Source organism: Mesorhizobium sp. M0815 (assembly GCF_040319995.1).
Taxonomy (GTDB): domain Bacteria; phylum Pseudomonadota; class Alphaproteobacteria; order Rhizobiales; family Rhizobiaceae; genus Mesorhizobium.
This window is the reverse complement of sequence record NZ_JAMYOU010000002.1, coordinates 296,447-320,201: the sequence shown is the minus strand read 5'-3', so window position 1 is coordinate 320,201 and position 23,755 is coordinate 296,447. Positions and strand designations below refer to the sequence as shown.

At 64.6% G+C, this 23,755-nt stretch carries 19 protein-coding genes; 15 read left to right on the top strand and 4 right to left on the bottom strand.

Translation table 11 applies throughout. The features are described from left to right. Positions 1–13: 13 nt before the first annotated feature. From zwf to NKI01_RS04170, 3 genes are read right to left on the bottom strand one after another with little or no spacing between them, the layout of a single operon-like run. The gene (gene zwf / locus NKI01_RS04180) at positions 14–1,390 is read right to left on the bottom strand and encodes a glucose-6-phosphate dehydrogenase (RefSeq protein WP_023721367.1); all 1,377 of its coding nucleotides are present in this window, start codon (positions 1,388–1,390) and stop codon (positions 14–16) included. A gap of 22 nt (positions 1,391–1,412) precedes the next feature. Further along, on the bottom strand, positions 1,413–2,429 hold the full coding sequence (gene gnd / locus NKI01_RS04175; protein ID WP_352588112.1) for a phosphogluconate dehydrogenase (NAD(+)-dependent, decarboxylating): 1,017 nt from the start codon (positions 2,427–2,429) through the stop codon (positions 1,413–1,415). A 14-nt stretch (positions 2,430–2,443) separates the two neighbouring features. Next, complete coding sequence (locus tag NKI01_RS04170) at positions 2,444–4,870, bottom strand: glucan 1,4-alpha-glucosidase (protein WP_352961971.1); 2,427 nt, start codon at positions 4,868–4,870, stop codon at positions 2,444–2,446. A gap of 218 nt (positions 4,871–5,088) precedes the next feature. Between NKI01_RS04170 and NKI01_RS04165 the strand changes: the two genes are divergently transcribed. The 5 genes from NKI01_RS04165 to NKI01_RS04145 all read left to right on the top strand — a co-directional run bounded on the left by NKI01_RS04165 (position 5,089) and on the right by NKI01_RS04145 (position 11,786). Next, positions 5,089–6,102 carry an ABC transporter substrate-binding protein gene (locus NKI01_RS04165; RefSeq protein WP_023721363.1) on the top strand — a complete coding sequence of 338 codons (1,014 nt, stop codon included), beginning with the start codon at positions 5,089–5,091 and terminating at the stop codon, positions 6,100–6,102. Positions 6,103–6,215: 113 nt separating this feature from the next. Next, complete coding sequence (locus NKI01_RS04160) at positions 6,216–7,670, top strand: sugar ABC transporter ATP-binding protein (protein WP_352961968.1); 1,455 nt, start codon at positions 6,216–6,218, stop codon at positions 7,668–7,670. Between the two features lies 1 nt (position 7,671). Next, complete coding sequence (locus NKI01_RS04155; protein WP_023721361.1) at positions 7,672–8,646, top strand: ABC transporter permease; 975 nt, start codon at positions 7,672–7,674, stop codon at positions 8,644–8,646. Between the two features lie 2 nt (positions 8,647–8,648). After that, a complete protein-coding gene (locus NKI01_RS04150; RefSeq protein ID WP_023721360.1) occupies positions 8,649–9,596 on the top strand; it encodes an ABC transporter permease in 948 nt (315 codons plus the stop codon). A 120-nt stretch (positions 9,597–9,716) separates the two neighbouring features. Beyond that, positions 9,717–11,786: a 3-hydroxyacyl-CoA dehydrogenase NAD-binding domain-containing protein gene (locus NKI01_RS04145; protein ID WP_352718055.1), complete on the top strand. Its 2,070-nt coding sequence runs from the start codon at positions 9,717–9,719 to the stop codon at positions 11,784–11,786. An 8-nt stretch (positions 11,787–11,794) separates the two neighbouring features. Here NKI01_RS04145 and NKI01_RS04140 read toward each other — a convergent pair whose 3' ends face one another. Continuing rightward, entirely contained in the window at positions 11,795–12,607 is an 813-nt protein-coding gene (locus NKI01_RS04140) for a response regulator transcription factor (protein WP_352481005.1), read from the bottom strand. A 114-nt stretch (positions 12,608–12,721) separates the two neighbouring features. Between NKI01_RS04140 and NKI01_RS04135 the strand changes: the two genes are divergently transcribed. The 10 genes from NKI01_RS04135 (at position 12,722) to NKI01_RS04090 (ending at position 23,749) form a co-directional block, all read left to right on the top strand. Next, on the top strand, positions 12,722–13,852 hold the full coding sequence (locus NKI01_RS04135; RefSeq protein ID WP_023721357.1) for an ABC transporter ATP-binding protein: 1,131 nt from the start codon (positions 12,722–12,724) through the stop codon (positions 13,850–13,852). Beyond that, on the top strand, positions 13,833–14,996 hold the full coding sequence (locus tag NKI01_RS04130; protein WP_023721356.1) for an ABC transporter substrate-binding protein: 1,164 nt from the start codon (positions 13,833–13,835) through the stop codon (positions 14,994–14,996). Before NKI01_RS04135 ends, NKI01_RS04130 begins: the two co-directional genes overlap by 20 nt. A 76-nt stretch (positions 14,997–15,072) precedes the next feature. After that, a complete protein-coding gene (locus NKI01_RS04125) occupies positions 15,073–15,936 on the top strand; it encodes an ABC transporter permease (protein WP_352481004.1) in 864 nt (287 codons plus the stop codon). Next, positions 15,936–16,748 carry an ABC transporter permease gene (locus NKI01_RS04120; RefSeq protein WP_352961963.1) on the top strand — a complete coding sequence of 271 codons (813 nt, stop codon included), beginning with the start codon at positions 15,936–15,938 and terminating at the stop codon, positions 16,746–16,748. Before NKI01_RS04125 ends, NKI01_RS04120 begins: the two co-directional genes overlap by 1 nt. Before the next feature lie 11 nt (positions 16,749–16,759). After that, the gene (locus NKI01_RS04115; protein WP_023721353.1) at positions 16,760–17,521 is read left to right on the top strand and encodes an SDR family NAD(P)-dependent oxidoreductase; all 762 of its coding nucleotides are present in this window, start codon (positions 16,760–16,762) and stop codon (positions 17,519–17,521) included. A 140-nt stretch (positions 17,522–17,661) separates the two neighbouring features. Next, complete coding sequence (gene pcaF / locus NKI01_RS04110) at positions 17,662–18,867, top strand: 3-oxoadipyl-CoA thiolase (RefSeq protein WP_352961960.1); 1,206 nt, start codon at positions 17,662–17,664, stop codon at positions 18,865–18,867. Between the two features lie 167 nt (positions 18,868–19,034). Beyond that, entirely contained in the window at positions 19,035–20,066 is a 1,032-nt protein-coding gene (locus NKI01_RS04105; RefSeq protein ID WP_352451297.1) for a BMP family protein, read from the top strand. A gap of 181 nt (positions 20,067–20,247) precedes the next feature. Then, the gene (locus NKI01_RS04100) at positions 20,248–21,753 is read left to right on the top strand and encodes an ABC transporter ATP-binding protein (RefSeq protein ID WP_502899418.1); all 1,506 of its coding nucleotides are present in this window, start codon (positions 20,248–20,250) and stop codon (positions 21,751–21,753) included. Next, complete coding sequence (locus NKI01_RS04095; protein WP_352961957.1) at positions 21,753–22,808, top strand: ABC transporter permease; 1,056 nt, start codon at positions 21,753–21,755, stop codon at positions 22,806–22,808. Before NKI01_RS04100 ends, NKI01_RS04095 begins: the two co-directional genes overlap by 1 nt. After that, entirely contained in the window at positions 22,805–23,749 is a 945-nt protein-coding gene (locus NKI01_RS04090) for an ABC transporter permease (protein WP_352480999.1), read from the top strand. Before NKI01_RS04095 ends, NKI01_RS04090 begins: the two co-directional genes overlap by 4 nt. Positions 23,750–23,755 lie beyond the last annotated feature (6 nt).

Sequence of the window (23,755 nt, the reverse complement as noted above, 5' to 3'; positions counted from 1 at the left end):
CGCCTCCCAGAAATCATTTCGATGGATTGATCCAGCCGTTCGGCGGGCCGAATCCAGTCATCGCTTCGGTCGGCCCCCAGGTCTTTGGCGCGTAGATCGCGGGCGGCGTGGTGTCGCCGAGCACCGGGCCGACGATGCGCCAGGCGAGCTCGCTGGCGTCCTGGCGGGTGAACAGCTGGCCGTTGCCGTTCATAGCGTCGCCGATCAACCGCTCGTAAGGCGGCATGTCGCCCTTCGAATCGTCGAGCGCGGTGAGCTCGACCTGCTCGCCGACCATGTCGTCGCCGGGCGCCTTGCGCCGGGCTCCGATCGAGATCGCCACCTGCGGATCGATGCGGAAGCGCACGTGATTGCAGTCGCCGGGCTTGATTGGATCGAAGACGTCGAGCGGCGGCCGTTTCAGCCGCACGATGACCTCGGTGGCGTGCACCGGCAGGGATTTGCCGGCGCGGATGAAGAACGGCACATCTTGCCAGCGCCAGGTATCGACGAAAAAGCGCACCGCCGCGAAGGTCTCGACCGGCGAGTTCGGCGCCACGCCCGGCTCGTTGAGATAGCCGTCGAACTGGCCGCGCACGACATCGTCCCTGGTCAGCGTCCGGATCGCCCGCAGCACCTGCACCTTCTCGTCGATCAGATCGTCGGCCGAGCGGCCGACCGGCGGCTCCATGGCGAGCAGCAAGAGGATGTTGAGCAGATGGTTTTCGATGACGTCGCGGATGCAGCCGACCTCGTCATAGAAGCGGCCGCGGCCCTCGACACCGAAATCCTCGGCCATGGTGATCTGCACGCTCTCGACGAAGTTGCGGTTCCAGATCGGCTCGAGGAAGGAATTGGCGAAGCGGAAATAGAGCAAGTTCTGGATCGCCTCCTTGCCGAGATAATGGTCGATGCGGAAGATCGACTTTTCGTCGAAGACCAGATGCAGTACCCGGTTCAGCCAGCGCGCCGATTGCAGATCATGGCCGAACGGCTTTTCCACCATCAGGCGTGCGCCCTGGGCGGCGCCCGACTGCTCCAGTCCCTGGACGACGACCTCGAACATGGCGGGCGGCACCGCCAGATAGTGCAGCGGCCGCTGTGCGCTGCCGAGCGCGGTCTTCAGTTTATCGAAGGTCGCAGGCGCCCGGTAGTCGCCGCTGACATAGCGCAGCAGCGACGCGAGCCTTGCGAAGATCTTCTCGTCGATGCTGCCGATGGCGTTGACGATGCCGTCGCGGGCGCGCGCCTGCAGCTTGGCGATATCCCAAGGATCGAAGGCGACGCCGATCACCGGCTCGTTCAGCGTTCCCTTGGCCACCATGGCGTAGAGGGCGGGGAAGATCTTCTTGTGGGCGAGATCGCCGGTGGCGCCGAAAAGCACCAGCGTGTCCGATCGTTCCTGGCTCATGGGCGTGCCTCCCTGTCGCCCGTCACGAGCCGGCCTTGGGTTTTTCGACATGGCCGCCAAAGGCATAGCGCATGGCGGACAGAAGCTTGTCGGCGAATTCGGACTCGCCTTGCGAGGAGAACCTGTCGAACAGCGCCGACGACAGCACCGGCGCCGGCACGCCGGTGTCGATCGCCGCCTTCAGCGTCCAGCGGCCTTCGCCGGAATCCGAGACCCGCCCGCCGAACTGTGTCAGCGACGAATCGGCCTTCAGCACGCCGGCCGTCAGGTCGAGCAGCCACGAGCCGATGACGCTGCCGTGCCGCCAGACCTCTGCCACCTCAGCGATGTCGATGTCGAACTGGTAATATTGCGGGTTCTCGAGTGGACTGGTTTCGGCGTCGGCGGTGCGCTGCCGCTTGCCGGCGTTCGCCGATTTCAGGATGTTCATGCCCTCGGCATAGGCGGCCATGACGCCGTATTCGATGCCGTTATGGACCATCTTGACGAAATGGCCGGCGCCGCTTGGTCCGCAGTGGAGATAGCCGAAGGGAGCGGTTCCGGCGTCCTTGCCGGGCGCAGGCGAAGCGGCGTCGGCGCCGGGCGCCAGCGTTGCGAAGACTGGATCGAGATGCTGCACCGCGCTGTCGGGGCCGCCGATCATCAGGCAATAGCCGCGCTCGAGGCCCCAGACGCCGCCGCTGGTGCCGACATCGACATAGCTCAAGCCTTTCAAGGCCAGGCGTGCGGCGTGGTCGACGGCCTCATGATAATAGGAATTGCCGCCGTCGATGATGATGTCGCCCGGCTCCATCAAGGCGGCCACCTGGTCGACGATCCGGCCGGTGATCGCCGCCGGCAGCATCAGCCAGGCGCTGCGCGGCTTCGCCAGCTTGCCGACGAACTCCTCCATCGAGGGGGCTCCGACCGCGCCGGCGGTCACAAGCGCCGCGACGCTCGCCGGGTTGATATCGTAGACGACGCATTCGTGGCCATCACGCAGCAGGCGCCGAACCATGTTGGCGCCCATCCGGCCCAGTCCCATCATTCCTATCTGCATGGTCTCGTCCTGCCTTACTTGAGGGATCGATGATCTAGTGGCTGTGCGGCATCGTCGATGCCGACAGAAAAGTCAGCATTCTCCCAACGGCCGGCATCGGACCAGAAGAATGTGAAGACAATGCTATTGCCCGGAGCGGCGTCGGCAACCGGCAACTCTGCGAGATGGATACCGAAAAGGTTCGCAGCGGTCTCGCTGTCATGGACGGTGGCCCAATTGTCGCTGCTCCAATGAACCACCGCCCGAGCCAGAAGTTCGATGCGCAGCGCCTTGCCTGCCGGTATGGTACGGATCTTGTGGTTGAAGCGCCATGCCCTGAGGCGCGACACCGTCCTGCCCTCGATATAGCGCTTGACGCCTTGCGGCGGCATGTCGAACACGGCGCCGTCGCGCAGCGACCGCAGCAGCTTGATGTGCTCGGAATGCGCCCAGACCAGCGGCTTGGCGCTGCCGGAGGGGCCGCCATGCCGCAATTCGCGCTCCGGCATATCGGGACCATCCCAGACCTGCTCCGGCAGCAGGCCGCCCGGCCCGGCAGAGTTCTCGAACGTGTTGAGAAGGCTTGCCGCTCTGTCCTTGCGTCCCGCCGCCAACTCGTAATGGGCGCGCTCGCCGACCAGCAGCGGCCCGGGCCGGCCCTGGCCGGTTCCATCGAACGGTGCGCCGTCGGCATGCTCGCCATAGCCGTCGCCATTGTAACGGTACCAGAGCGGGCCCTGCGGCAGTTCGCAGCGCAATTGCGCGTCGATGACCTTGACCGTGTCGAGGATGCGCGGATCGTCGGCTGCCCTCAGGCCGAAGCGGACCAGCGCCAGCGCATCCGGGCTGACGATCGCTTCGGCTGGGCGGTCCGCATCACCGGGCGGGCGGTTCTTGATCGGCACAAAGCCGTCCTTCGGCGATGCGGCGCCGGCGGTGTCGGGCGGGGCGATGCGGACATAGTAGCCTTCGACGCCGGCTTCGTCGCATGCGGCGGTGCCGGCGACGTAGGTCCAGCGCTCGATCTGATCGTTCCAGATATCGGCGGTTTCGCGCAGATAGTTTGCCGGCTCTGTTTTGCCGGCGGCATCGAACATGTCCGCAGCCGCAAGCAGCGCGGCGATCTCGACGGCAAGCGTGAACGGGCTGTAGCCGGCGTCTTCCTCCCAGCGGTCCTCGCCGGTGACGGGGCCGTTGCGTACGACATAGGCGGCAGCGCGCTCGATCATCGGCATGAAGGAGGAGAGTGCCGCAGGCGGCAAATGCCCGGCGCGGCGCAGCGCGTCGGCGAGCAGCAGCGGAAAGGCGCACTCGTCCATCTGGATGCCCGGCCAATAGACCGACCCGTCGAGCCAGGCGTTCTGCGGCCAATGGCCGTCCGGCTGCTGGATCGAGCGCAGATAGCCAAGGATGCGCAAGGCTTCCGCCGGGTCGCCGGCGGCGAGGAATCCGCCGGCGGTTTCGACCAGATCGCGCGGCCAGACCAGGTGATAGCCGCCGAGATCGTCGTCGCCCTTGTTGAAGCCCCACGGGATCGACAGGCTGGCCACGGCTGCTCCGGTCGACGAGCGGTGTGTCGCCAGCACCGCCGTGCTGAGGCGGTAGGGATTGAGGGCGGACACCGCATGCCGGTCCAGCGGCAGCAATCCGGCCTGCCATTGGCGCCATTTGTCGACGTAGGATCCGGCTGCGGGCCCAAAACCTTGGTTCAGGCTGGCGAAAGCAGTTTCCGCCGCCTGTTGCGGCGTCGTGCCGAAGCCCAGCGCCAGCAACATTTTTGGGTTCGCAGCCGAAAAGGCGATCTCACCGGTCAGCGCGACATTGCCGTCCTCGGCCCTGCGGCAGGCCGGATCGAGCCGGCCGCTTTGACGAAGCTGCTGCCAGCCGTCGGAGACGCCGACATAGCCGGCCGCGCACGCCTTCCACGGCCGCGACGAGGCGAGCGCCAGGCAGACGCCGCGTCCCGATGCAAACAGAACAGGCTGTCCTTCATGGTCGTCGATCCAGGCAGTGTTGCCCATGCCGGCATTGACGAGGTGCGGCGCCAGCAGCGCGTAGACGCGGTAGTCGCTGGCGGCACCCTTGAGCGACGTGAACATGATCTCCTGCAGCAAGACGGGACGTTCCGGATCGGTGAGGACGCGCTTCTCGATCCGGTAGCTTCCATCGGCTGCGGTGTTGACCAGCCGATAGGCAGGCACCCCGTCCTCGAGGGGTTCGATGCGATGTTCGGCGTCGCGCTTCTCTTCGGAGAAATAGCCGTCGGGTCCGGTGACGATCAGCCCCAGATCGCGGGTGCATGCGCTGTCGAGGCGGGAATAGTAGATCTCGTTGAGGATACCGTGGCTGATGGTGAACCAGATCGGGCAGGCCGGCGACAGCGCGGTGCCGACGCCGCTCTTGGCGCTCGACGTCCAGCGCGCCGGAATGCCGGGTGCACCCGGGGCAAGGTTCACTGCCATTTAATCGGTCTCCATCGCCATCCCTAGACCAGGAGTCGAACCGGTTTCAATGATTGCACCGCAAGTTGATCGTCGGCCATGGATTGATGTTGACAGCTTGCTGGCTATCTGCATTTGTCTGATAATAGATAAAAAACAGCATTGTGAGCGTATCAGCCATTAGCCACCAGCCAGCCATTAGCCACCAGTAAGACAGCAACTCACGGGAGGAGTATGACATGAAGAAAATATTCGTTTTGGGCGCCCTTGCAGCGATGCTTGCCGCAGGCACCGCGCTTGCCGATACCAGCGGCAAGAAGATCGCTTTCTCCAACAATTACGCCGGCAATTCGTGGCGGCAGGCGATGCTGGACAGCTACGGCATCGTCACCAAGAAGGCAGTCGCCGACAAGGTGGTCGGCGCCGCCGACGTCTTCACGACGGCCGACAAGGAAGTGCCGACGCAGGCAGCCCAGGTGCAGAACCTGATCCTGCAGGGCTATGACGCGATCGTCATCAACGCGGCATCTCCGGATGCCCTCAACGGCGCCATCAAGCAGGCCTGCGACGCCGGCATTGTCGTCGTCTCCTTCGATGGCATCGTCACCGAACCCTGCGCCTACCGCGTCGTCGTCGACTTCAAGGACATGGGCAAGCAGGAAGTCGAGCAGATGGCCAAGTTCCAGCCCAAGGGTGGCAATCTGCTGGAAATCCGTGGCCTTGCCGGCACTTCGATCGACGATGCCATCCATGCCGGCATCCTCGAAGGTGTCGCCGCCCATCCCGAGTTCAAGATCGTCGGCTCGGTGACCGGCGACTGGGACCAGACCACGGCACAGAAGGCCGTAGCGACGATCCTGCCGTCGCTGCCGGATGTGGTCGGTGTCGTCGACCAGGGCGGTGACGGCTACGGCGCGGCGCAGGCCTTTGCCGCCGCCGGCAAGCCGCGCCCGACCATCATCATGGGCAATCGCCAGGACGAGTTGCAATGGTGGAAAGAGCAGAAGGAAAAGGACGGTTACCAGACCTGGTCGGCTTCGATCGCGCCAGGCGTATCGACGCTTGCCTTCTGGGTGGCGCAGCAAGTGCTCGACGGCCGCACCGACGTGCCGCACGACCTGCTGGTTCCTTATCTCGCCTTCACACAGGACGATTTCGAGGCAGCGTTGCCGAAGATTCCGAAGGGCGGCGTCGCCAGCCACGAATACACGCAGGAAGACGCCGTCGCGGCGATCAAGGCCAACATCAAGTGAGCATGGCACTATTGTTGCCGCCACAGATAACCGGGTATCGTTGAGGGATGCCCGAGGCCAGTGCAGACATCATCAGGCCTGACGGCGCCGAAAAACATTTCGGTGCCGTCAGTATGGACATCATAAGACTGGGCGGCGCCGAAAAACATTTCGGGGCCGTCAGGGCGCTCGACGGTGTCGATTTCAGCGTTCGTGCCGGAGAATGCGTCGGTCTCGTCGGCCATAACGGCGCCGGAAAGTCGACGCTCATGCATATGGTGGCCGGCACGCTTACCCCCGACAGCGGGCAGATCGCGGTCCGCGGCGGCGTCGAGGCAAGTTATTCGGTGCCGCGCGCACAGCAGCTCGGCATACGGTGCGTTTTCCAGGAACTGTCGCTCTGCCCGAACCTCAGCGTCGCCGAGAATACGCGGATCAACCACGCCTCGCTTAATGGCTTCGGCTGGCGGCGCAAGGCGGCCGATCTGATCGCGGCCAAGCTCGACGAGATCTTCCCCGGCCACAGCATCTCGGCATCCGACATCGTCGGTGATCTCGCCATCACCAGCCGGCAGATGGTGGAGGTGGCGCGCGCCTTCACGGTCACCCAGGAGCCGCTCGAACTGGTCATCCTCGACGAGCCGACATCCTCGCTCGATGCGCATACGGCCGGCCAGCTGCTGGCGTTCGTGCGCCGCTTCATCGCCGCCGGCAAGAGCTGCATCCTGATCTCGCATGTGCTGGGCGAGGTGCTCGGAAATGCCGACCGCATCGTGGTGATGCGCGACGGCAAGGTGGTCGCCGCCGGACAGGCCGATCAATTCGACCGCGACAGGCTGGTGACGGCGATGGGCGGAGCGGAGGCGCGCGAGAAGGCCGCCGCAGAGATTGCGAGCGGCAAGCCGGAGCCCGGTCCGCTGCGGGTCCGGGCGCGGCCGGCGCGACAGCAAGATGGCAACGAGCTCATCGCCCGTGCCGGTGAGATCATCGGCCTTGCCGGGCTTGCCGGGCATGGCCAGACCGACCTTTTGCTGGCGATCTTCGCCGCGGCTTCCCGCGCCAAGACCGGCATAGAGGTCACCGCTCCGGTGGCGCTGGTTGCCGGCGACCGCCAGTCGGACGGGATTTTTCCGCAATGGTCGATCGCCGAGAACATCGGCATCCGCTCGCTGGCGCGATTGCGCAACGGCCTCTTGATCTCACCGCAGCGCGAAGCCGAGCTCGCCCAGCTGTGGCAGCGGAAAATCGGCATCCGCACGCCCGATATGAACAACAACATCTTCTCGCTGTCCGGCGGCAACCAGCAGAAGGCCTTGTTCGCGCGGGCGCTCGGCTCCGACGCCAAGATCGTGCTGATGGACGATCCGATGCGCGGCGTCGACATCGGCACCAAGCTCGAAGTCTACGACCTCGTGCGCGAAGAAGCTCGCCATGGCCGCACATTCCTCTGGTACACCACCGAAACCGAAGAGCTCGACAATTGCGACCACATCTATGTGTTCAAGAACGGCCGGATCGTCGCCAACCTTCGTCGCGACGAACTGACGGAGGAAAAGATCATCCAGTCCTCGTTTGGCGACGCGGCCTGAGATGACGGCGGCATCCATCGAGAATGGGCTAAAATCGTCGGCTCGCGCCACGAGGCGGGCGCGCATGCTGCGCAGCCTGCTGCCGGCACTGTCGTTGGCGCTGGTGCTCATCGCTATCGCCTGGCTCAACCCGCGCGCCATCAGCTATTTCGGCTTCAGCCTGATGCTCAATCTGGCGATCCCGATCGCGCTGGCGACGATCGCGCAGATGTTCGTCATCGCCGGCAACGAGCTCGATTTGTCAATCGGCACCTTTGTCGGCTTCGTCGGCTGCGTCACGGCGACATGGCTGAAGGACGCGCCGTTGCTCGGCGTCGTCATCCTGCTCGGGTCGATCGGTGTCTACGCGCTGCTCGGCGCGCTGATCCATCTGCGCAACCTGCCCTCGATCGTGGTGACGCTCGGCATGAGTTTCGTCTGGCAGGGCCTGGCCATCCTGATCCTGCCAAAGCCCGGCGGCAAGGCGCCGGACTGGCTGCTGGCGCTGATGGCCTTCAAGCCACCCTTCATTCCGTTCCCGATCATCGCGGCATTGCTGATCGCGGCGGTCGTCCACTTTGGCCTGATGCGCACCTCCTATGGTGTCATCCTGCGTGGATCGGGCGGCAATTCAGCCGCACTCAAGCGCGCCGGCTGGTCGCTGCTCCGTACCAAAATCGCGCTGTTTGCGCTGACCGGCCTGTTCGGCGTTTTGTCCGGCATGGCGCTGATCGGCATCACCACCTCGGCCGACGCCAATATCGGCAATGGCTACACGTTGCTTTCGATCGCCGGCGTCATCCTCGGCGGCGGTGAGTTCGTCGGCGGCCGGGTGTCGCCGATCGGCGCCGTCATCGGCGCGTTGACGCTGGCGCTGGCCGCATCGCCACTGCTGACGTTCATGCACATTCCGCCCGACTGGCAGGTTGCCGCCAATGGCGCCATCCTGATCATCGTGCTGGCGGCCCGGGTGCTGATCAGCCGCAGGGAGAGGTGAGCATGGTCTCGCTGCGGACACTGCTCGCCAGACCCTGGATCTGGTCGTTCTTCGGGGCGCTGCTGGTGTGGCTGGCGACGATCGCCTTCACCGGCGGCTATGGCGGAGGCGGGATGATCACGGCGGCGCTGTCGCTTGCCGTCTTCACCGTCATCGTCGGCGTCGGCCAGATGTTCGTCATCACGCTCGGGCCGGGCAATGTCGACCTGTCGCTGCCGGCCAATATCGGCCTTGCCAGTGCTGTCGCCATGAAGGTCATGGACGGCAATGATGCGATGATCGCGGTCGGGCTGCTGGCCGCGCTTGCCTGCGGCATGGCGATCGGTGCCGTCAACTACCTGCTGATATGGGCGCTGCGCATTCCGCCGATTATCGCGACGCTGTCGGCCAGCTTCGTCATCCAGTCAGTCGATATCAGCTATGGGCGCGGCTTGCAGATCAAGCCGCCGCCGGGCTTTGCCGATTTCACCAACTGGCAGGTGTTCGGTATCCCGGTGCTGGCGATCCTGACCGTGCTGTTCACCATCGGCGCCGGCATCGTTTTGCAGCGCATGATCTACGGACGCTCGGTGCTGGCGATCGGCCAGAACATCCGCGCCGCCTGGCTGGCAGGCGTCAATGTCGGCCGCACCCGCTTCCTCACCTACACGCTGTCGGGCGCGCTCGGCGGCCTCGACGGTGCACTGCTCGCCGGTTATTTCCGCGGCGCCAATGTCGATATCGGCAATGAGTATCTGCTGGCGTCGATCGCGGTCGTCGTCATCGGTGGCACGTCGGTAGCCGGCGGCAAGGCCAATGTGCCGGGGGTCTGGGGCGCGGCGCTGTTCCTCGTGCTGCTGTTGACCATGCTCAACACGTTCGGCGTAAGCGTCGGCGTGCGCCTGGTGCTGACCGGGCTGATCATCGTCGGCGTCATCACCGCGGCCGGCGGGCAGAAGGCGCTGCGCTAAGGCAAGGCCACCCGGCGGCGAGAGGATATCGATCCGGCCCGCAAACATGTGGTTCCCATCCGCATGCCAGCGCTGTAAATCCCGTCGGGCTCCTGGCCAACATCATTGTATGAGGTTTGCGTGCCCGATTTCGTCAGCACTACAAGGCACGGCAACGTCGCGCTGGTGACCATCGACAATCCGCCGGTCAACGCGCTGAGCTTCCATGTGCGCGAGCCGTTGATGCGGGCGCTCGTTTCCCTGCGGGACGAGCCGTCGGTGGGAGCAATCGTGATAGCCTGCGCCGGGCGGACCTTCGTCGCCGGCGCCGACATCACCGAATTCGGCAGACCGGCGCAGCAGCCGGAATTGCGCGCCATTGTCGCCGTGCTGGAAACCATCGCCAAGCCGACGGTCGCCGCCATTCACGGCACTGCGCTCGGCGGCGGCCTGGAACTGGCGCTCGGCTGCCATTTCCGTGTTGCCGACCGAGCGGCAAGGCTCGGCCTGCCGGAAGTCAAGCTCGGCCTGCTGCCGGGCGGCGGCGGCACGGTTCGCCTGCCGCGCTTGGTTGGTCCGCTGAAGGCACTCAGCATGATCGTTTCGGGAACGCCGATCAATGCGGCCGAGGCGCGCGCCGCCGGTCTGGTGGATGCCGTCTTCGATGGCGACCTGACCGCGCAAGCGGTGAGTTTCGCCAGCGAAACGGCCGCGAAAGGCGGTCCGTTCACGCCGGTGCGCGACCGCAACGATCGCCTCGACCAGGCCGACTTGCCGGCCTTCGACAAGGAGGCGGCAACGCTTGCGGGCAAAGCGCGCGGTCTCGAGGCGCCGATAGCCTGTGCGCAGTCGGTCCGCGACGCCCTCACGCTGCCCTTCGACGAAGCGCTGGCGGCCGAACGCGACCTGTTCGTCAAGCTTGTCGCCGGCGACCAATCACGCGCGCAGCGGCATTTGTTCTTCGCTGAACGTGAGGCGGCAAAGCTTGCCGGCAAGGATGTCGTCAGGCGCAAGATCGCCCGGGTCGGCGTCATCGGCGCCGGCACGATGGGCGGCGGCATCGCCATGGCGTTCGCCAATGGCGGTCTTCCCGTGACCTTGCTGGAAACAACGCAGGAAGCATTGCAACGCGGGCTGGCGACGATCGACAAGAACTATGCCGTTTCCGTCACCCGCGGGTCGCTGAGCGAAGACGCCAAGCGCCAGCGGCTGGCTTTGTTCAGGGGCAGCACCGACTATGCAGACCTCGCCGATTGCGACCTGATCGTCGAGGCTGTGTTCGAGGAAATGGCGGTCAAGAAGGAGGTATTCGGCAGGCTCGATGCGGTGGCCAAACCGGGCGCGATCCTTGCCACCAACACCTCTTATCTCGACGTCAACGAGATCGCCGCTTCGACGTCGCGGCCGCAAGATCTCCTTGGCATGCATTTCTTTTCGCCGGCTAACGTCATGAAGCTTCTGGAAATCGTCCGCGCCGACAAGACCTCGCCGGACGTGCTGACGACCATCGTCGATCTGGCGCGGCGGATCGGCAAGGTGCCGGTCGTCGTCGGCGTCTGCCACGGCTTCGTCGGCAACCGCATGCTGGCGGCGCGGGGTGCGGAACTGGAGGCGCTTCTGCTCGAGGGTGCAATGCCGCGCCAGGTCGACCAGGTGTTCACCGATTTCGGCTGGCCGATGGGGCCGTTCCAGATGAGCGATCTCGCCGGCCTCGACATAGGCTGGCGCAACCGCAAGGCGCGTGGCCAGACGGCTGACATCGCCGACACGTTGTGCGAACAGGGCCATTTCGGCCAGAAGACCGGCAGCGGCTTCTATCGCTATGAGAACGGTTCGCGCACGCCGCTGCCCGATCCGGAGGTCGAAGCGCTCATCCACAACAAGGCTGCTGAACGCGGCATTGCACCGCGGGCAATCGGCGCCGAGGAGATCATCGAGCGCACGCTCTATCCGATGATCAACGAGGGCGCCAAAATCCTCGAGGAACAGATTGCCGCCCGCGCGTCCGATATCGACGTCGTCTGGGTCAACGGCTATGGCTTCCCGGTCGGCAAGGGCGGGCCGATGTTCTGGGCAAGCCGCGAAGGCGTGGACAAGATCATCCGGCGGTTGGATCACTGGCACCAGCAGACCGGCGAGGACGTCTTCCGGGCGGCACCTCTGCTCAGGCAAATGGCCGAAACCGGTTCCTGGGACGGCGCTGCCGGCTGAACTTGGGACTACCGAATCCGTGCATCCATGATCTCGACAAAACGCGCGAATAGGCCCGCCTGCGATTTGATCTTGAGCTTGCGGTAGATGTTACGGCGATGGACTTTTACGGTTCCCGGCACGATGCGCATCGCCCTGGCGATTGATTCCGTGGAATGGCCCTGAAGCACCAGGTCGACGACATGCTGTTCGCGCGGCGTGAGCGAAAGGCTCTTCCAGATGTGAGCACGTTCGAACTCGCTGACTGGAGCAATCGTTTCGTCCTGCTTCGTCTCTGCCGGTTTGTCGGCCGGAAGATCATGCCAGCGCAGCCTGATGAGATTGATCACCGCAGGCGCCATGTCGCGCAGCAACCTCGCATCGGCGGTTCCGAAAGGTCCCGAAGCGCGCAATCGCATCAGCGAGAGCACCAGTGCGTCCTTTCCCGGCAGCGGCACAAAAAAGCCGACCTCCTCCGCAAGTCTGGTCTGGCTGTAATAGGAGCGGTAATATTCGCTGGCATAGAAGCGATCCGGCGCCAATTCGCGCATGCGCCAAAAGCCTTCCTTGCGCTCGACCGCAGCATGGTGGAACGGATCGAGCAGATAAGGCCCTTCCTGATAGAGCGCGACGAAGACGTGGCTGTCGGCCGGCGAGAATGTCTCGAACAGCAGCGGCGGGCGTAAGGCGCCGCGATAGCCGAAGATCACGCAATGATCGAAGCTGACATGCTGCCGGAGCCAGGCCACCATTGCCTTGCCGAAAAGCTCGCCGCTGGTCTCCCGCGTCGCTGCGATGAGCGCAGCGAGCCGGCTGTATTCATCGCTGCGCGAAACGCCCAATTCATACCCCTCCAGACGAGAAAATAGACAAAATATACCACCTGGGAGGTATATACTAGCCGCCATTGGCTCTGATAGCGTTTCGAGATCAACTAGCCGCTGGAGCCCGCAGCTTTGACCGCAGTGCCCGACATCGAGTTTCGCGGGGTCACCAAACGCTACGGCAGCGTGATCGCGGTCAGCGGCATCGATCTTGCCATCCCGCCGTCTGCCTTTGTCGCCTTGCTCGGGCCGTCCGGCTGCGGCAAGACAACCTGTTTGCGCATGATCGGCGGCTTCGAACAGCCAAGCGAAGGCGCGGTATTCATCCGTGGCCACGACATGGCCGGCACGCCGCCCTATCGGCGGCCGGTCAACATGGTGTTCCAGCAATATGCGTTGTTTCCGCATCTGGATGTCGAGGACAACATCGCCTATGGCCTGCGCCAGGCGCGGCCGCGCCTGTCGTCGCGCGAGATCAGCCTGAAAGCAGGCGAGGCGCTCGCCATGGTGCGGCTTGCCGGCTATGGACGCCGCAAGATCCATGAGCTTTCCGGCGGCCAGCAGCAGCGTGTCGCCCTGGCGCGGGCGCTGGTCAACAAACCGGCGGTGCTGCTGCTCGACGAGCCCCTGGCGGCGCTCGACAAGAAGCTGCGCACCGACATGCAGATAGAGCTGCAGAACCTGCAGCGCGAGATCGGCATCACCTTCGTCCTGGTCACCCACGATCAGGAAGAAGCACTGTCGATGAGCGATTTCGTCTGCGTCATGAATGGCGGGCGTATCGTCCAGCTTGGGCAGCCGAGCGAAATCTACGACGAACCCGCCGACCTCTTTGTCGCCGATTTCGTCGGCAAGACCAATCTGTTGAGCGGCAAGGTCGTCGGGCTCTCGGGCAAGCTCGTCGAGGTGGCGCTTGCCGATGGCACTGTCATTGCCGCGCGCAAGCGGACTTCGATGGCTCAGGGTGAAGCCGTTTCGGTCAGCCTGCGCCCTGAATCGCTAAGCCTCGGCGCGCCCGGAAGCGGCCGGCTGAACGGGCTTGTCCGCAACCGGATCTTTCTCGGTTCGACCGCGGAATATGCAATCGAGGTCCAGGGCATCGGGACGCTGCTCGCAAAGGCCGATCATCTGATTGGCGGTGGAAATCTCTTCAAGCCGGGTGAACCCGTTGCCATCGGCTTTGCAGCCGGAACGCCGCTGGCGTTTCCGGAGAATAACGGGACCAACCAGAGGGAAAACAAAAATGTCGAAATCATATCGTGACGGACTGCCGATAAGCCCTGAAAAGTTCGTCGATCAATTGATGCGCCTCAAGCGGGGTTCCATCGGCCGCCGCGAGTTCCTTGGCCTTACCGGCCTGGGCATCGCAACGGCGGTGATGGCCCGCGAGCTCGGCATCATGCCGACGCCGGCTTTCGCCCAGGAAGGTCTTGGCGACCGCATGTCGATTGCCACCTGGCCCAATTATCACGACCCGGCGACGTTCGAGAATTTCCAGGCCGAGACCGGCGTTGCCGTCGAGGTCAATGTGTTCGGCTCAAACGAGGAGATGCTGGCCAAGCTGCAGGCCGGCGCCTCGGGCTGGAGCCTTTTCGTTCCAACCAACTACACGATCTCGACTTACAAGAAGCTCGGCATCATCGAAGCGCTCGATATGGCAAAGCTTGCCAATTATGACGGCTCGCAAGAAGACCCGCGCTTCACTGGGGAAGGCACCATCGACGGCGTGACCTACGCTGTGCCGAAGAATTGGGGCACCACCGGCTTTGCCGTCAACACCAAGAAACTGGCCAAGCCGATGACGAGCTGGAAGGAATTCTGGGACACGGCGATGGCGGAGGGCGACGGCCGGACCATGGTTCATGATTACCAGCTGACCACGATCGGCAACGCGCTGAAATATTTCGGCTTCTCGTTCAACTCGCTGAAGCCGGACGAACTCGCCAAGGCGGAGGAATTGCTGCTGAAGGTCAAGCCGCATCTGTTCGCGGTCTCCAGCGACTACCAGCCGTCGATGCGTGCCGGCGACGCCTGGATGACGATGTGCTGGACCAATGACGGGGCGCAGCTCCACCGCGACATCCCCGAAATCGCCTACGTGCTTGGCAAGGAAGGCGGCGAGATCTGGACCGACTTCTACGCAATCCCCAAGGATGCGCCCAACAAGCCTGCGGGTTATGCCTTGCTCAACTATTTGATGAACCCGAAAGTCGCGGTCAGGGAGCACCTGGCCAACGGTGCGCCTTCCACCGATGCGCGGGTCAATGCGCTGCTGCCCAAGGAGGTGCTGGAAAATCCGATCCTCTATCCGGCGGCGGATCTGCTCAAGCCACTCGAATTCGGTGCAGCCGCGACCTTGACCGACCCGGGCCGGGCCGAATTGATGGCACGCTTCAAGTCGGCTTGAACCGGGCGGACCAAAGGTCCGATGCAGGCAACTCCCCCGGCGGACAGATGTCCGCCGGCATCGGGGCGATTTTTCAATGCGCAGCAATGTTCTTCGTCACAATCTCCTGACCGCCCTGCTGCTCGGTCCGGCGACCGCATGGCTGTTGGTGTTTTTAGTTTTGCCGTTCGTGGCGATCGCCGTTTTCAGCGTCGGCGAGCGGGCGCCGGAAGGCGGCTATCAGGCCGCTTTCACCTTGGCGCAGTATGCCAATCTTCCGGCGCGGGCGACCGCCTTCTGGAACACCATGGTGCTGGCGCCGGCCGGTGCACTGGCCTGTCTTCTCGTTGCCTATCCGGTCGCCTATTACCTCGCCTTGCGCGCGCCGGAGCGGTGGCGGCTGATCCTGCTTGCGCTTGTCGTCATCCCGTTCTGGACCAGCCTGCTGATGCGGACTTATGCCTGGATGTATGTGCTTGGCGGGCGCGGCGTCCCAGCTCTGCTGGCCTATGTCGGGATGGAGGATGTGCGGCTGATCAATACGCCGGGAGCGGTTCTGCTCGGCATCGTCTATGGTTATCTGCCGCTGATGATCCTGCCGATCTATGTCAGCCTCGAGCGGCTCGATCGCCGGCTGCTGGAGGCCTCCGCCGATCTCGGCGCGACGCCGATCTCGACATTCCTCGGCGTGACGCTGCGGCTGTCGCTGCCAGGTGTGATGACCGGCTTCTCGCTGGTCATGATCCTGTTGCTCGGCGAATATCTGATCCCAACGCTACTCGGCGGCGGCAAGGTCTTCTTCATCGGCAACGCGCTGGTCGATCTGTTCCTGCAATCGCGCAACTGGCCGTTCGGATCGGCAATCGCCATAACCCTTGTAGCGGTTTCCGTGGTCGTGCTGCTTGCCGCGAACCGCATTTCGACACGGCTTTCGGGTGCCCGCCGGGTGGACCTGATCTGATGCGTGCCTTCGTCGTTGCGGTCTTTGCCTTTCTCTACCTGCCGATCGCGCTGGTGGTGCTGTTCTCGTTCAACGCCGGCCACCACGCCAGCGAGTTCACTGGCTTCTCGGTGCAATGGTACGGCAAGGCACTGGCGAACCCGTTCCTGGTCGAAGCGCTGAAGAACAGCCTGTTAATCGCCACGACCAGCGCCTTGCTCGCGGCACTCTGCGGCACCGCGGCGGCGCTTGGCCTGGCGCGTGTCGGCGCGCGGACGCGAGCCGTCTTCAATGCGCTTTTGGGTGCTGCGATCGTCGTTCCTGGCGTCGTCATCGGCATCTCGACGCTGGTCGCGCTGGTCCAGCTATTCGGGGTGGTCAACCCGTTTGTCGCTTCGCTGTGGCCGAACGATCAGCCACCGCGCCTGGCGCTCGGCTATGGCTCGATCATCGCCGCGCACGGGCTGTTTTCGATGGCGCTGGTGGCGATGATCGTCGGCACGCGCCTCGGCAGCCTCGACCGCAATCTGGTCGAGGCTTCGAGCGATCTTTACGCCACCCCGCTGACGACGTTCCGCAGCATCGTGTTGCCGCAGATCATGCCGGCGGTGGTCGCCGGCTTCCTGCTCGCCTTCACATTCTCCTTCGACGATTTCATCGTCGCTTTTTTCGTCGCCGGCGCGCAGACGACATTGCCGATCTATGTCTTTGCCTCGATCCGGCGCGGGGTCACGCCGGAGATCAATGCCATCGCGACGATCGTGCTCGTCGCCTCCGTTCTGCTCGTGGTGCTCGCCCAATGGCAATTGCGCCAGCGAAAACCATCCCACTGAAAGACAAAAACATGATTCTGAAAGATCGCATCGCCGTGGTGACGGGCGCCGGGTCGGGGATCGGGCGTGCCGGCGCCATGATAATGGCCAGGGAAGGCGCGCTCGTGGTGATCGCCGACAGGGACCAGGCGGCGGGGGAAGCAACCGCTTCCGACATTCGTGCGTCCGGCGGTCGGGCCGAAGCCGTCGCCACCGATGTCGGCGACGATGCGGCGGTCGAGCAGCTCGTCGCAGGAACGCTGGGCCGGCATCGGCGGATCGACATCCTGCACAATCATGCCGGGATCCAGGTCGGCGGCACGCTGACCGAAGTCGGCGCCGACGGCATGGATGCCTCCTGGCGGATCAATGTGCGGGCGCAGTTCCTCGCGGCCAGGCTGGTCATGCCGTCGATGATCGCGCAAGGCGGCGGGGTGATCCTGAATACCGCCTCGAATTCGGGTGTGTTCTACGACCGCGAAATGATCGCCTACGCGACCTCAAAACATGCCGTGGTGGCGATGACCCGGCAGATGTCGCTCGACTATGCCCGGCACAATGTCCGCGTCAACGCGTTGTGCCCCGGCTGGGTCGACACGCCCTTCAACGAACCGTTTATCGCGCAGATGGGCGGGCGGGCGGCGATCGAAAACTATGTCCGCACCAAGATCCCCATGCAGCGCTGGGCCAGCGCCCAGGAAATCGCCGAAGCGATCCTGTTTCTCGTTTCCGACCGCTCGTCCTTCATGACCGGGCAGGCGTTGGTGATCGACGGCGGTGAAAGCATCGGCTGATCCGCAGCTCCCGGCGGGCGGGAGCTGAAATTCCCTTTGGCCTAACGGCCGGCGGCAAGATGTGCTTTCGTCTCAAGGAGAATGCGGCCAACATGGCTGGGCCGGGAGCAGAAATCGTCAGCGCAAAGGGAAGTTGCATAATGGCCGAGGCCTATATCTGCGACTATATCCGCACGCCGATCGGCCGCTTCGGCGGTTCGTTGTCGGCGGTGCGTGCCGACGATCTCGGCGCAATCCCGCTGAGGGCGCTGGTCGAGCGCAATCCCGGCATCGACTGGGCTGCCATCGACGACGTCGTCTATGGCTGCGCCAATCAGGCCGGTGAGGACAATCGCAATGTGGCGCGCATGGTACTGCTGCTGGCCGGCCTGCCGAAGGAGATTTCCGGCTCGACCGTCAATCGCCTCTGCGGTTCGGGCATGGATGCCGTCATCATCGCAGCGCGCGCGATCAAGGCCGGCGAGGCGGAGCTGATGATATCCGGCGGCGTCGAATCGATGTCGCGCGCACCGTTCGTGCTGCCGAAGGCCGAGACCGCGTTTTCGCGCAATGCCGAAGTTCACGATACCACGATCGGCTGGCGCTTCGTCAATCCACTGATGAAGAAGCAATACGGCGTCGATTCGATGCCGGAGACGGGCGAGAACGTGGCGGAAGAGTTCGCCGTCTCTCGCGCCGACCAGGATGCGTTTGCCGTGCGCAGCCAGGACAAGGCGGTCGCCGCACAAGCCAATGGCCGGCTGGCAAAGGAAATCACGCCGGTGACGATCGCGCAGCGCAAGGGTGACCCGATCGTCGTCTCGAAGGACGAACATCCGCGCTCGGGTACCACGATCGAGGCGCTGGCCAAACTGCCGACGCCGTTCCGGCAAAGCGGCACGGTCACGGCCGGCAACGCGTCGGGCGTCAATGACGGCGCGGCGGCGCTCATCGTTGCCTCGGAAGCAGCCGTGAAAAGATACGGGTTGACGCCGATCGCCCGTATTCTCGGCGGTGCCACGGCCGGCGTGGCGCCGCGCCTCATGGGCATCGGCCCGGTGCCGGCCACGCAAAAGCTATGCGCCCGGCTCGGCCTGACGCCGCAGCAATTCGATGTCATCGAGCTCAACGAGGCCTTCGCCTCGCAAGGCATCGCCGTGCTGCGCCAACTCGGCATTGCCGAGGATGCGGAGCACGTCAACCCGAATGGCGGCGCCATCGCGCTCGGTCATCCGCTCGGCATGTCCGGGGCGCGCATCACCGGCACGGCGGCATTGGAACTGCGCGAAGTCGGCGGCCGCTATGCGCTTGCCACCATGTGCATCGGTGTCGGCCAGGGCATAGCGGTGGCGCTGGAGAGATTGTGAGCGAGCAATTCCGGCCGTTCTGAAGGTGCGGCTGCGCGAATTCCCACGTCGTTCCGCCCTTCAAATTTGACCATGTGGACAAAAGCCGGGCACCGTTCCATAGTTCCTTCGCTGATATTCCAGAGAAGAGAGCCGGCTCGACACGGCGCCAATCAGAGGGGCATGCAATGGACAACGGGAAGAGCAGAATCCAATCGAAACGCGAAGGGCTTTCGCGACGCAACGTGCTGGAACTGGGCGCGCTCGGCCTGGCGGCGGCGATGCTGCCGGGCAGCGCCTTTGCTAAGACCAAGAAGCTGAAAGTGGCGGCGATCTTCGCCACGCCGATCGAGGAGCCGTGGGACAACCAGATCCACGTCGCCCTGCAGAAGGCCGAGAAGGAACTCGGCATCGAATACAAATGGTCGGAGAAGGTGCAGACCGCCGATTTCAGCCGTGTCATGCGCGAATATGCGCAAGGCGGCTATGAGCTGGTGCTGGGCGATGCCTTCGCCGCCGAGCGCGAATCGCGCAGGACGGCCAAGCAGTTTCCTAAGACCGCCTTCCTGTTCGGTTCCGGCGCCGGGCCGGCCGAGCCGAATTTCGGTGTCTTCGACAACTGGATCCACGAGCCGGCCTATCTGTCCGGCATGATCGCCGGAAAGATGTCAAAATCGGGAACGATCGGCGCGGTCGCGGCGATGGGCATTCCGGAAGTGAACCGGCTGGTCAACGCCTTCTTTGCCGGCGCCAGGGAGGTCAATCCCAACATCAAGAAGAAGGTCGCCTTCATCGGCTCGTTCTTCGACCCGCCGAAGGCAAAGGAAGCGGCCGTCGCCCAGATCGACGCCGGCGTCGACGTCATCTATGCCGAGCGCTTCGGTGTCATCGAAGCGGCGGCGGAGAAGAAGATCCTCGCCATCTCCAACATGTCGGACCAGTCGAGCCTCGGCCCCGACACGGTGATCACCGGGCCGGTCTGGGACATGTATCCGACCGTCGAGCAGGCGATCAAGCTGGTCAAGGCCGGCGTCTTCACCGCGCAGGATTACGGCGATTTCTCGCGCATGGCCAAGGGCGGCTCCTACCTCGCGCCGTACCACAAATTCGACAAGACGCTGCCGGCCGAGGTCAAGGAACTGGTCGAGAAGAAGAAGGCCGAGATCCTCGACGGCAATTTCCGAGTCGACGTGGACGAGAATACGCCGGTCTCGGACTGAGTGCGCCCGCCCCTCCCCCTTGAGGGGAGGGTGGCCCGCAGGGCCGGGTGGGGTCCCCTGCCACCCGCTCCATCCTTGTCGGTTGAAACGTCGAGGCGGTTGAGGGGACCCCTCCCGCCTCGCTTCGCTCGGCACCTCCCCGCAAGGGGGGTATCCGCGCCATCTCTCACCAGGAGTGCCCTTGCCCGCCCCTCTCATCGAAATGCGCGGCATCACCAAGAGCTTCGGCGCCGTCAAGGCGAACGAGGCCGTCGATCTCAGCGTCGCGCCGGGTGAGATCCTTGGGTTGCTCGGCGAAAACGGTGCCGGCAAGACGACGCTGATGAACGTGCTGTTCGGCGCCTATGCGCCCGATGCCGGCGAGATCCTGGTGCAGGGTCGGCCGGTGGCGATCAACAGCTCGGCCGATGCGCTTGCCGCCGGCATCGGCATGGTGCACCAGCATTTTCATCTCGCACCGCGGCTTTCGGTGCTGGAGAACCTCCTGATCGGCATTCCCGGCAGATCGGGCCGGATCGACCGCGCCGGCGGGCTGGCGCGGCTCGCCGAGATCGGCCGCCAGCACGGGCTGGCGCTCGACCCGGACCTCCCCGTCTCGGCGCTGTCGGTCGGCGAGCAACAGCGGCTCGAAATCGTCAAGGCGCTGTTTCGCGGCGCAAGGCTGCTGATCCTCGACGAGCCGACGGCGGTGCTGGCGCCAACCGAGGTCGACGGACTGTTTTCGGCGCTGCGCTCGATGGCGGCACAGGGGCTCGGCATCATCTTCATCTCGCACAAGCTCAACGAGGTGCGGGCGCTGACGCATCGCTGCGTCGTGCTCAGGCACGGGCGGGTTGCCGGCCGCGTCGATGCGCCGGCCAGCACGACATCTTCGGAGATGGCGCGGCTGATGTGCGGCCACAAGATCGTGCCTCCGGCCAGGGGACCGTCGACACCGGGTGCGGCGGTGCTGACCCTCGACGGCATCTCGACATCGCAGCATTCCGGTATGGCGCTGCGCGATGTTTCGCTGTCGGTTCGTGGCGGCGAGGTCCTTGGTATCGCCGGCGTCTCCGGCAATGGCCAGCGGGCGCTTGCCGAGGTCATCTCCGGCGTGCGAGCGCCCGATGCCGGCCGCATGACGATAGCCGGCAAAGCCGTTTCGCGGTTCTCGCCGAGCGCAGTGCAGGCGCTCGGCCTCGGCCGCATCCCGGAAGACCGCATGACGACCGGCCTGGTCACCAATCTGCCGCTTGCCGATTCGATGGTGCTGCCGCGCATCGGCACGGTGGCGTTCAGCCGCAACGGCCTGCTCAGACAGGATGCGATCCGCACCTTCGCCGAGGCGCAGATCAAGGCCTACGATATACGTTGCCCCGGGCCGATGACGCGCGCCGGGGCGCTGTCCGGCGGCAATCTGCAGAAGGCGCTTTTGGCGCGCGAACTCGCCTTCGACCCAAAGGTGCTGATCGTTTCGCAGCCGACACGCGGCCTCGATATTGGTGCCGCGCGCTTCATCCACGAAAAATTCCTCGACATGCGCGCCAAGGGCTGCGGCATTATCGTTATCGGCGAGGACCTGGAAGAGTTGCTGATGCTCTGCGACCGCATTGCCGTGATGTATGAGGGCCGCATCGTCGGCACGCTGAACAGCGCCGATGCCAGCGTCGCCAGACTCGGGTTGATGATGACCGGGGCGGAGGCCTGATGTTCCGTCTCGAGGCCCGCACCTCAACGCCCGCCTGGTTCAATCTGGCGCTGCCGCTGCTCGCCATCGGCGCGACGCTGATCCTGTGCAGCGGCCTCATTGCATTGGCCGGCGCCGGCGTCGTCGAGGCATATGGCGTGATGTTTTCGGCGTCGTTGGGCGACAGCTACGCCATCACCGAAACGCTGGTGCGTGCCGCGCCGATGATCTTCACCGGCCTTGCCGTGGCGGTCGCTTTCCGCGCCAAATTCTGGAACATCGGCGCCGAAGGGCAATTGCTGGCCGGTGCGGTGGCGAGCTGTGCCGTCGGCGCCATCCCGATGCCGGGGCCGCTCGCCATGTTGCTGATGGCGCTGGCGGGCGCCGCCGCCGGCGCGGCCGTCGCCCTGATCCCTGCCACACTGCGGGTAAAATTCAGGGTCGATGACGTGGTCAGCTCGCTGCTGCTCAATTCGGTCATTTTCTACGCGCTGATGGCGCTGATCGAGGGCCCATGGAAGGATAGTTTCAGCGGCTACCCGATCTCGCCGCCGATCGAGGATTCAGCGAATTTCCCAGTGCTGCTCGAAGGCACGCGACTGCATCTCGGCGTCGTCGCAGCGCTGGTCGCCGCACCGGTCATCTGGTTCGTGGTCGCGCGCACGACGCTTGGTTTCCGCATCAGGGTCACCGGCGAGAACCCGGAAGCCGCGCGCTATGGCGGCATCAATGTCGAGCGGGTGCTGATTTCGACGGCGCTGCTATCAGGCGCGCTGGCCGGCCTTGCCGGCGTCGGCGAGGTCGGCGGCGTGCATTTCCAGGTGATGAGCGACATCTCGCCGGGCTATGGCTATTCCGGCATCGTCGTCGCCATGCTGGCGAGGCTCAATCCGCTCGGCGTCGTGCCGGCGGCGATCTTCCTTGCCGCCGTCATGACCGGCGCCGAGGCGACGTCGCGGGCGACCGGCGTTCCGGCCTTCCTCAGCGATGTCATCCAGGGAACGGCGCTGCTCGCCATGCTGGTGGCGCTGCTGTTCACCGCCTATCGCATCCGTCGCGTGGGAATAGCCAAATGAGCGTGGTGCTGGAGCAGATATTCCAGGTCGGCTTCCTGGCCGCCATCATCCGCATCGCCACGCCGCTTGCCTTCGCGACGCTGGGCGAGATGTTTTCCGAGCGCGCCGGCGTGCTCAATCTCGGCATCGAAGGCATCATGCTGTTGTCGGCAATGACCGGCTTCACCGCGGCGAGCCTCAGCGGCAGCCTCTGGCTTGGCGTGCTTGCGGCGGTGCTGACCGGGGCGCTGATGGGCGCCGTGCACGCGCTGTTCACGGTGGCGCTCGGCCTCAGCCAGCATGTCTGCGGCATCGGCGTGACGCTGTTCAGTTCAGGTCTTGCCTATTTCCTCTACCGGCTGATCTTCGGCCAGCAATCGGTGCCGCCGAACATCAAGGGGTTCGAGACGCTGCCGATCCCGATACTATCCGGCATTCCGGTGCTCGGGCCGGCGGTGTTCAACCAGTTTTCGCTGGTCTACATGGCGATGCTGTCTATTCCCCTGGCCGCCTTCGTGCTCTACCGCACGCCGTGGGGTCTGTCGGTTCGCATGGTCGGTGAAAACCCGCGCGCCGCCGATTCGGCAGGCGTCAGCGTCATCGCGACGCGCTCCCAGGCGGTGATCCTCGGCGGCGCCTTGATGGGGCTTGCAGGCGCCTTCCTGTCGATGGCGCAATTCAACGCTTTCACCTTCGGCGTGGTTTCCGGGCGTGGCTGGGTGGCGATCGCACTCGTCGTCTTCGGCCGCTGGGATCCATGGCGCTCGGCAGGCGCCGCACTGTTGTTCGCCTTCGTCGACGCGCTGCAATTGCGCATGCAGGCAAGTGGGCTCGGCCACATTCCTTATGAGGCGTTCCTGATGCTGCCCTTCATCTTCACCATCGTCGCCATGGCGGTGATGTCGCGCAATGCGGTGGCTCCTTCGGCACTGCTCAAGCCGTTCCGGCGCGAAGAGCGGTAGCGGCGC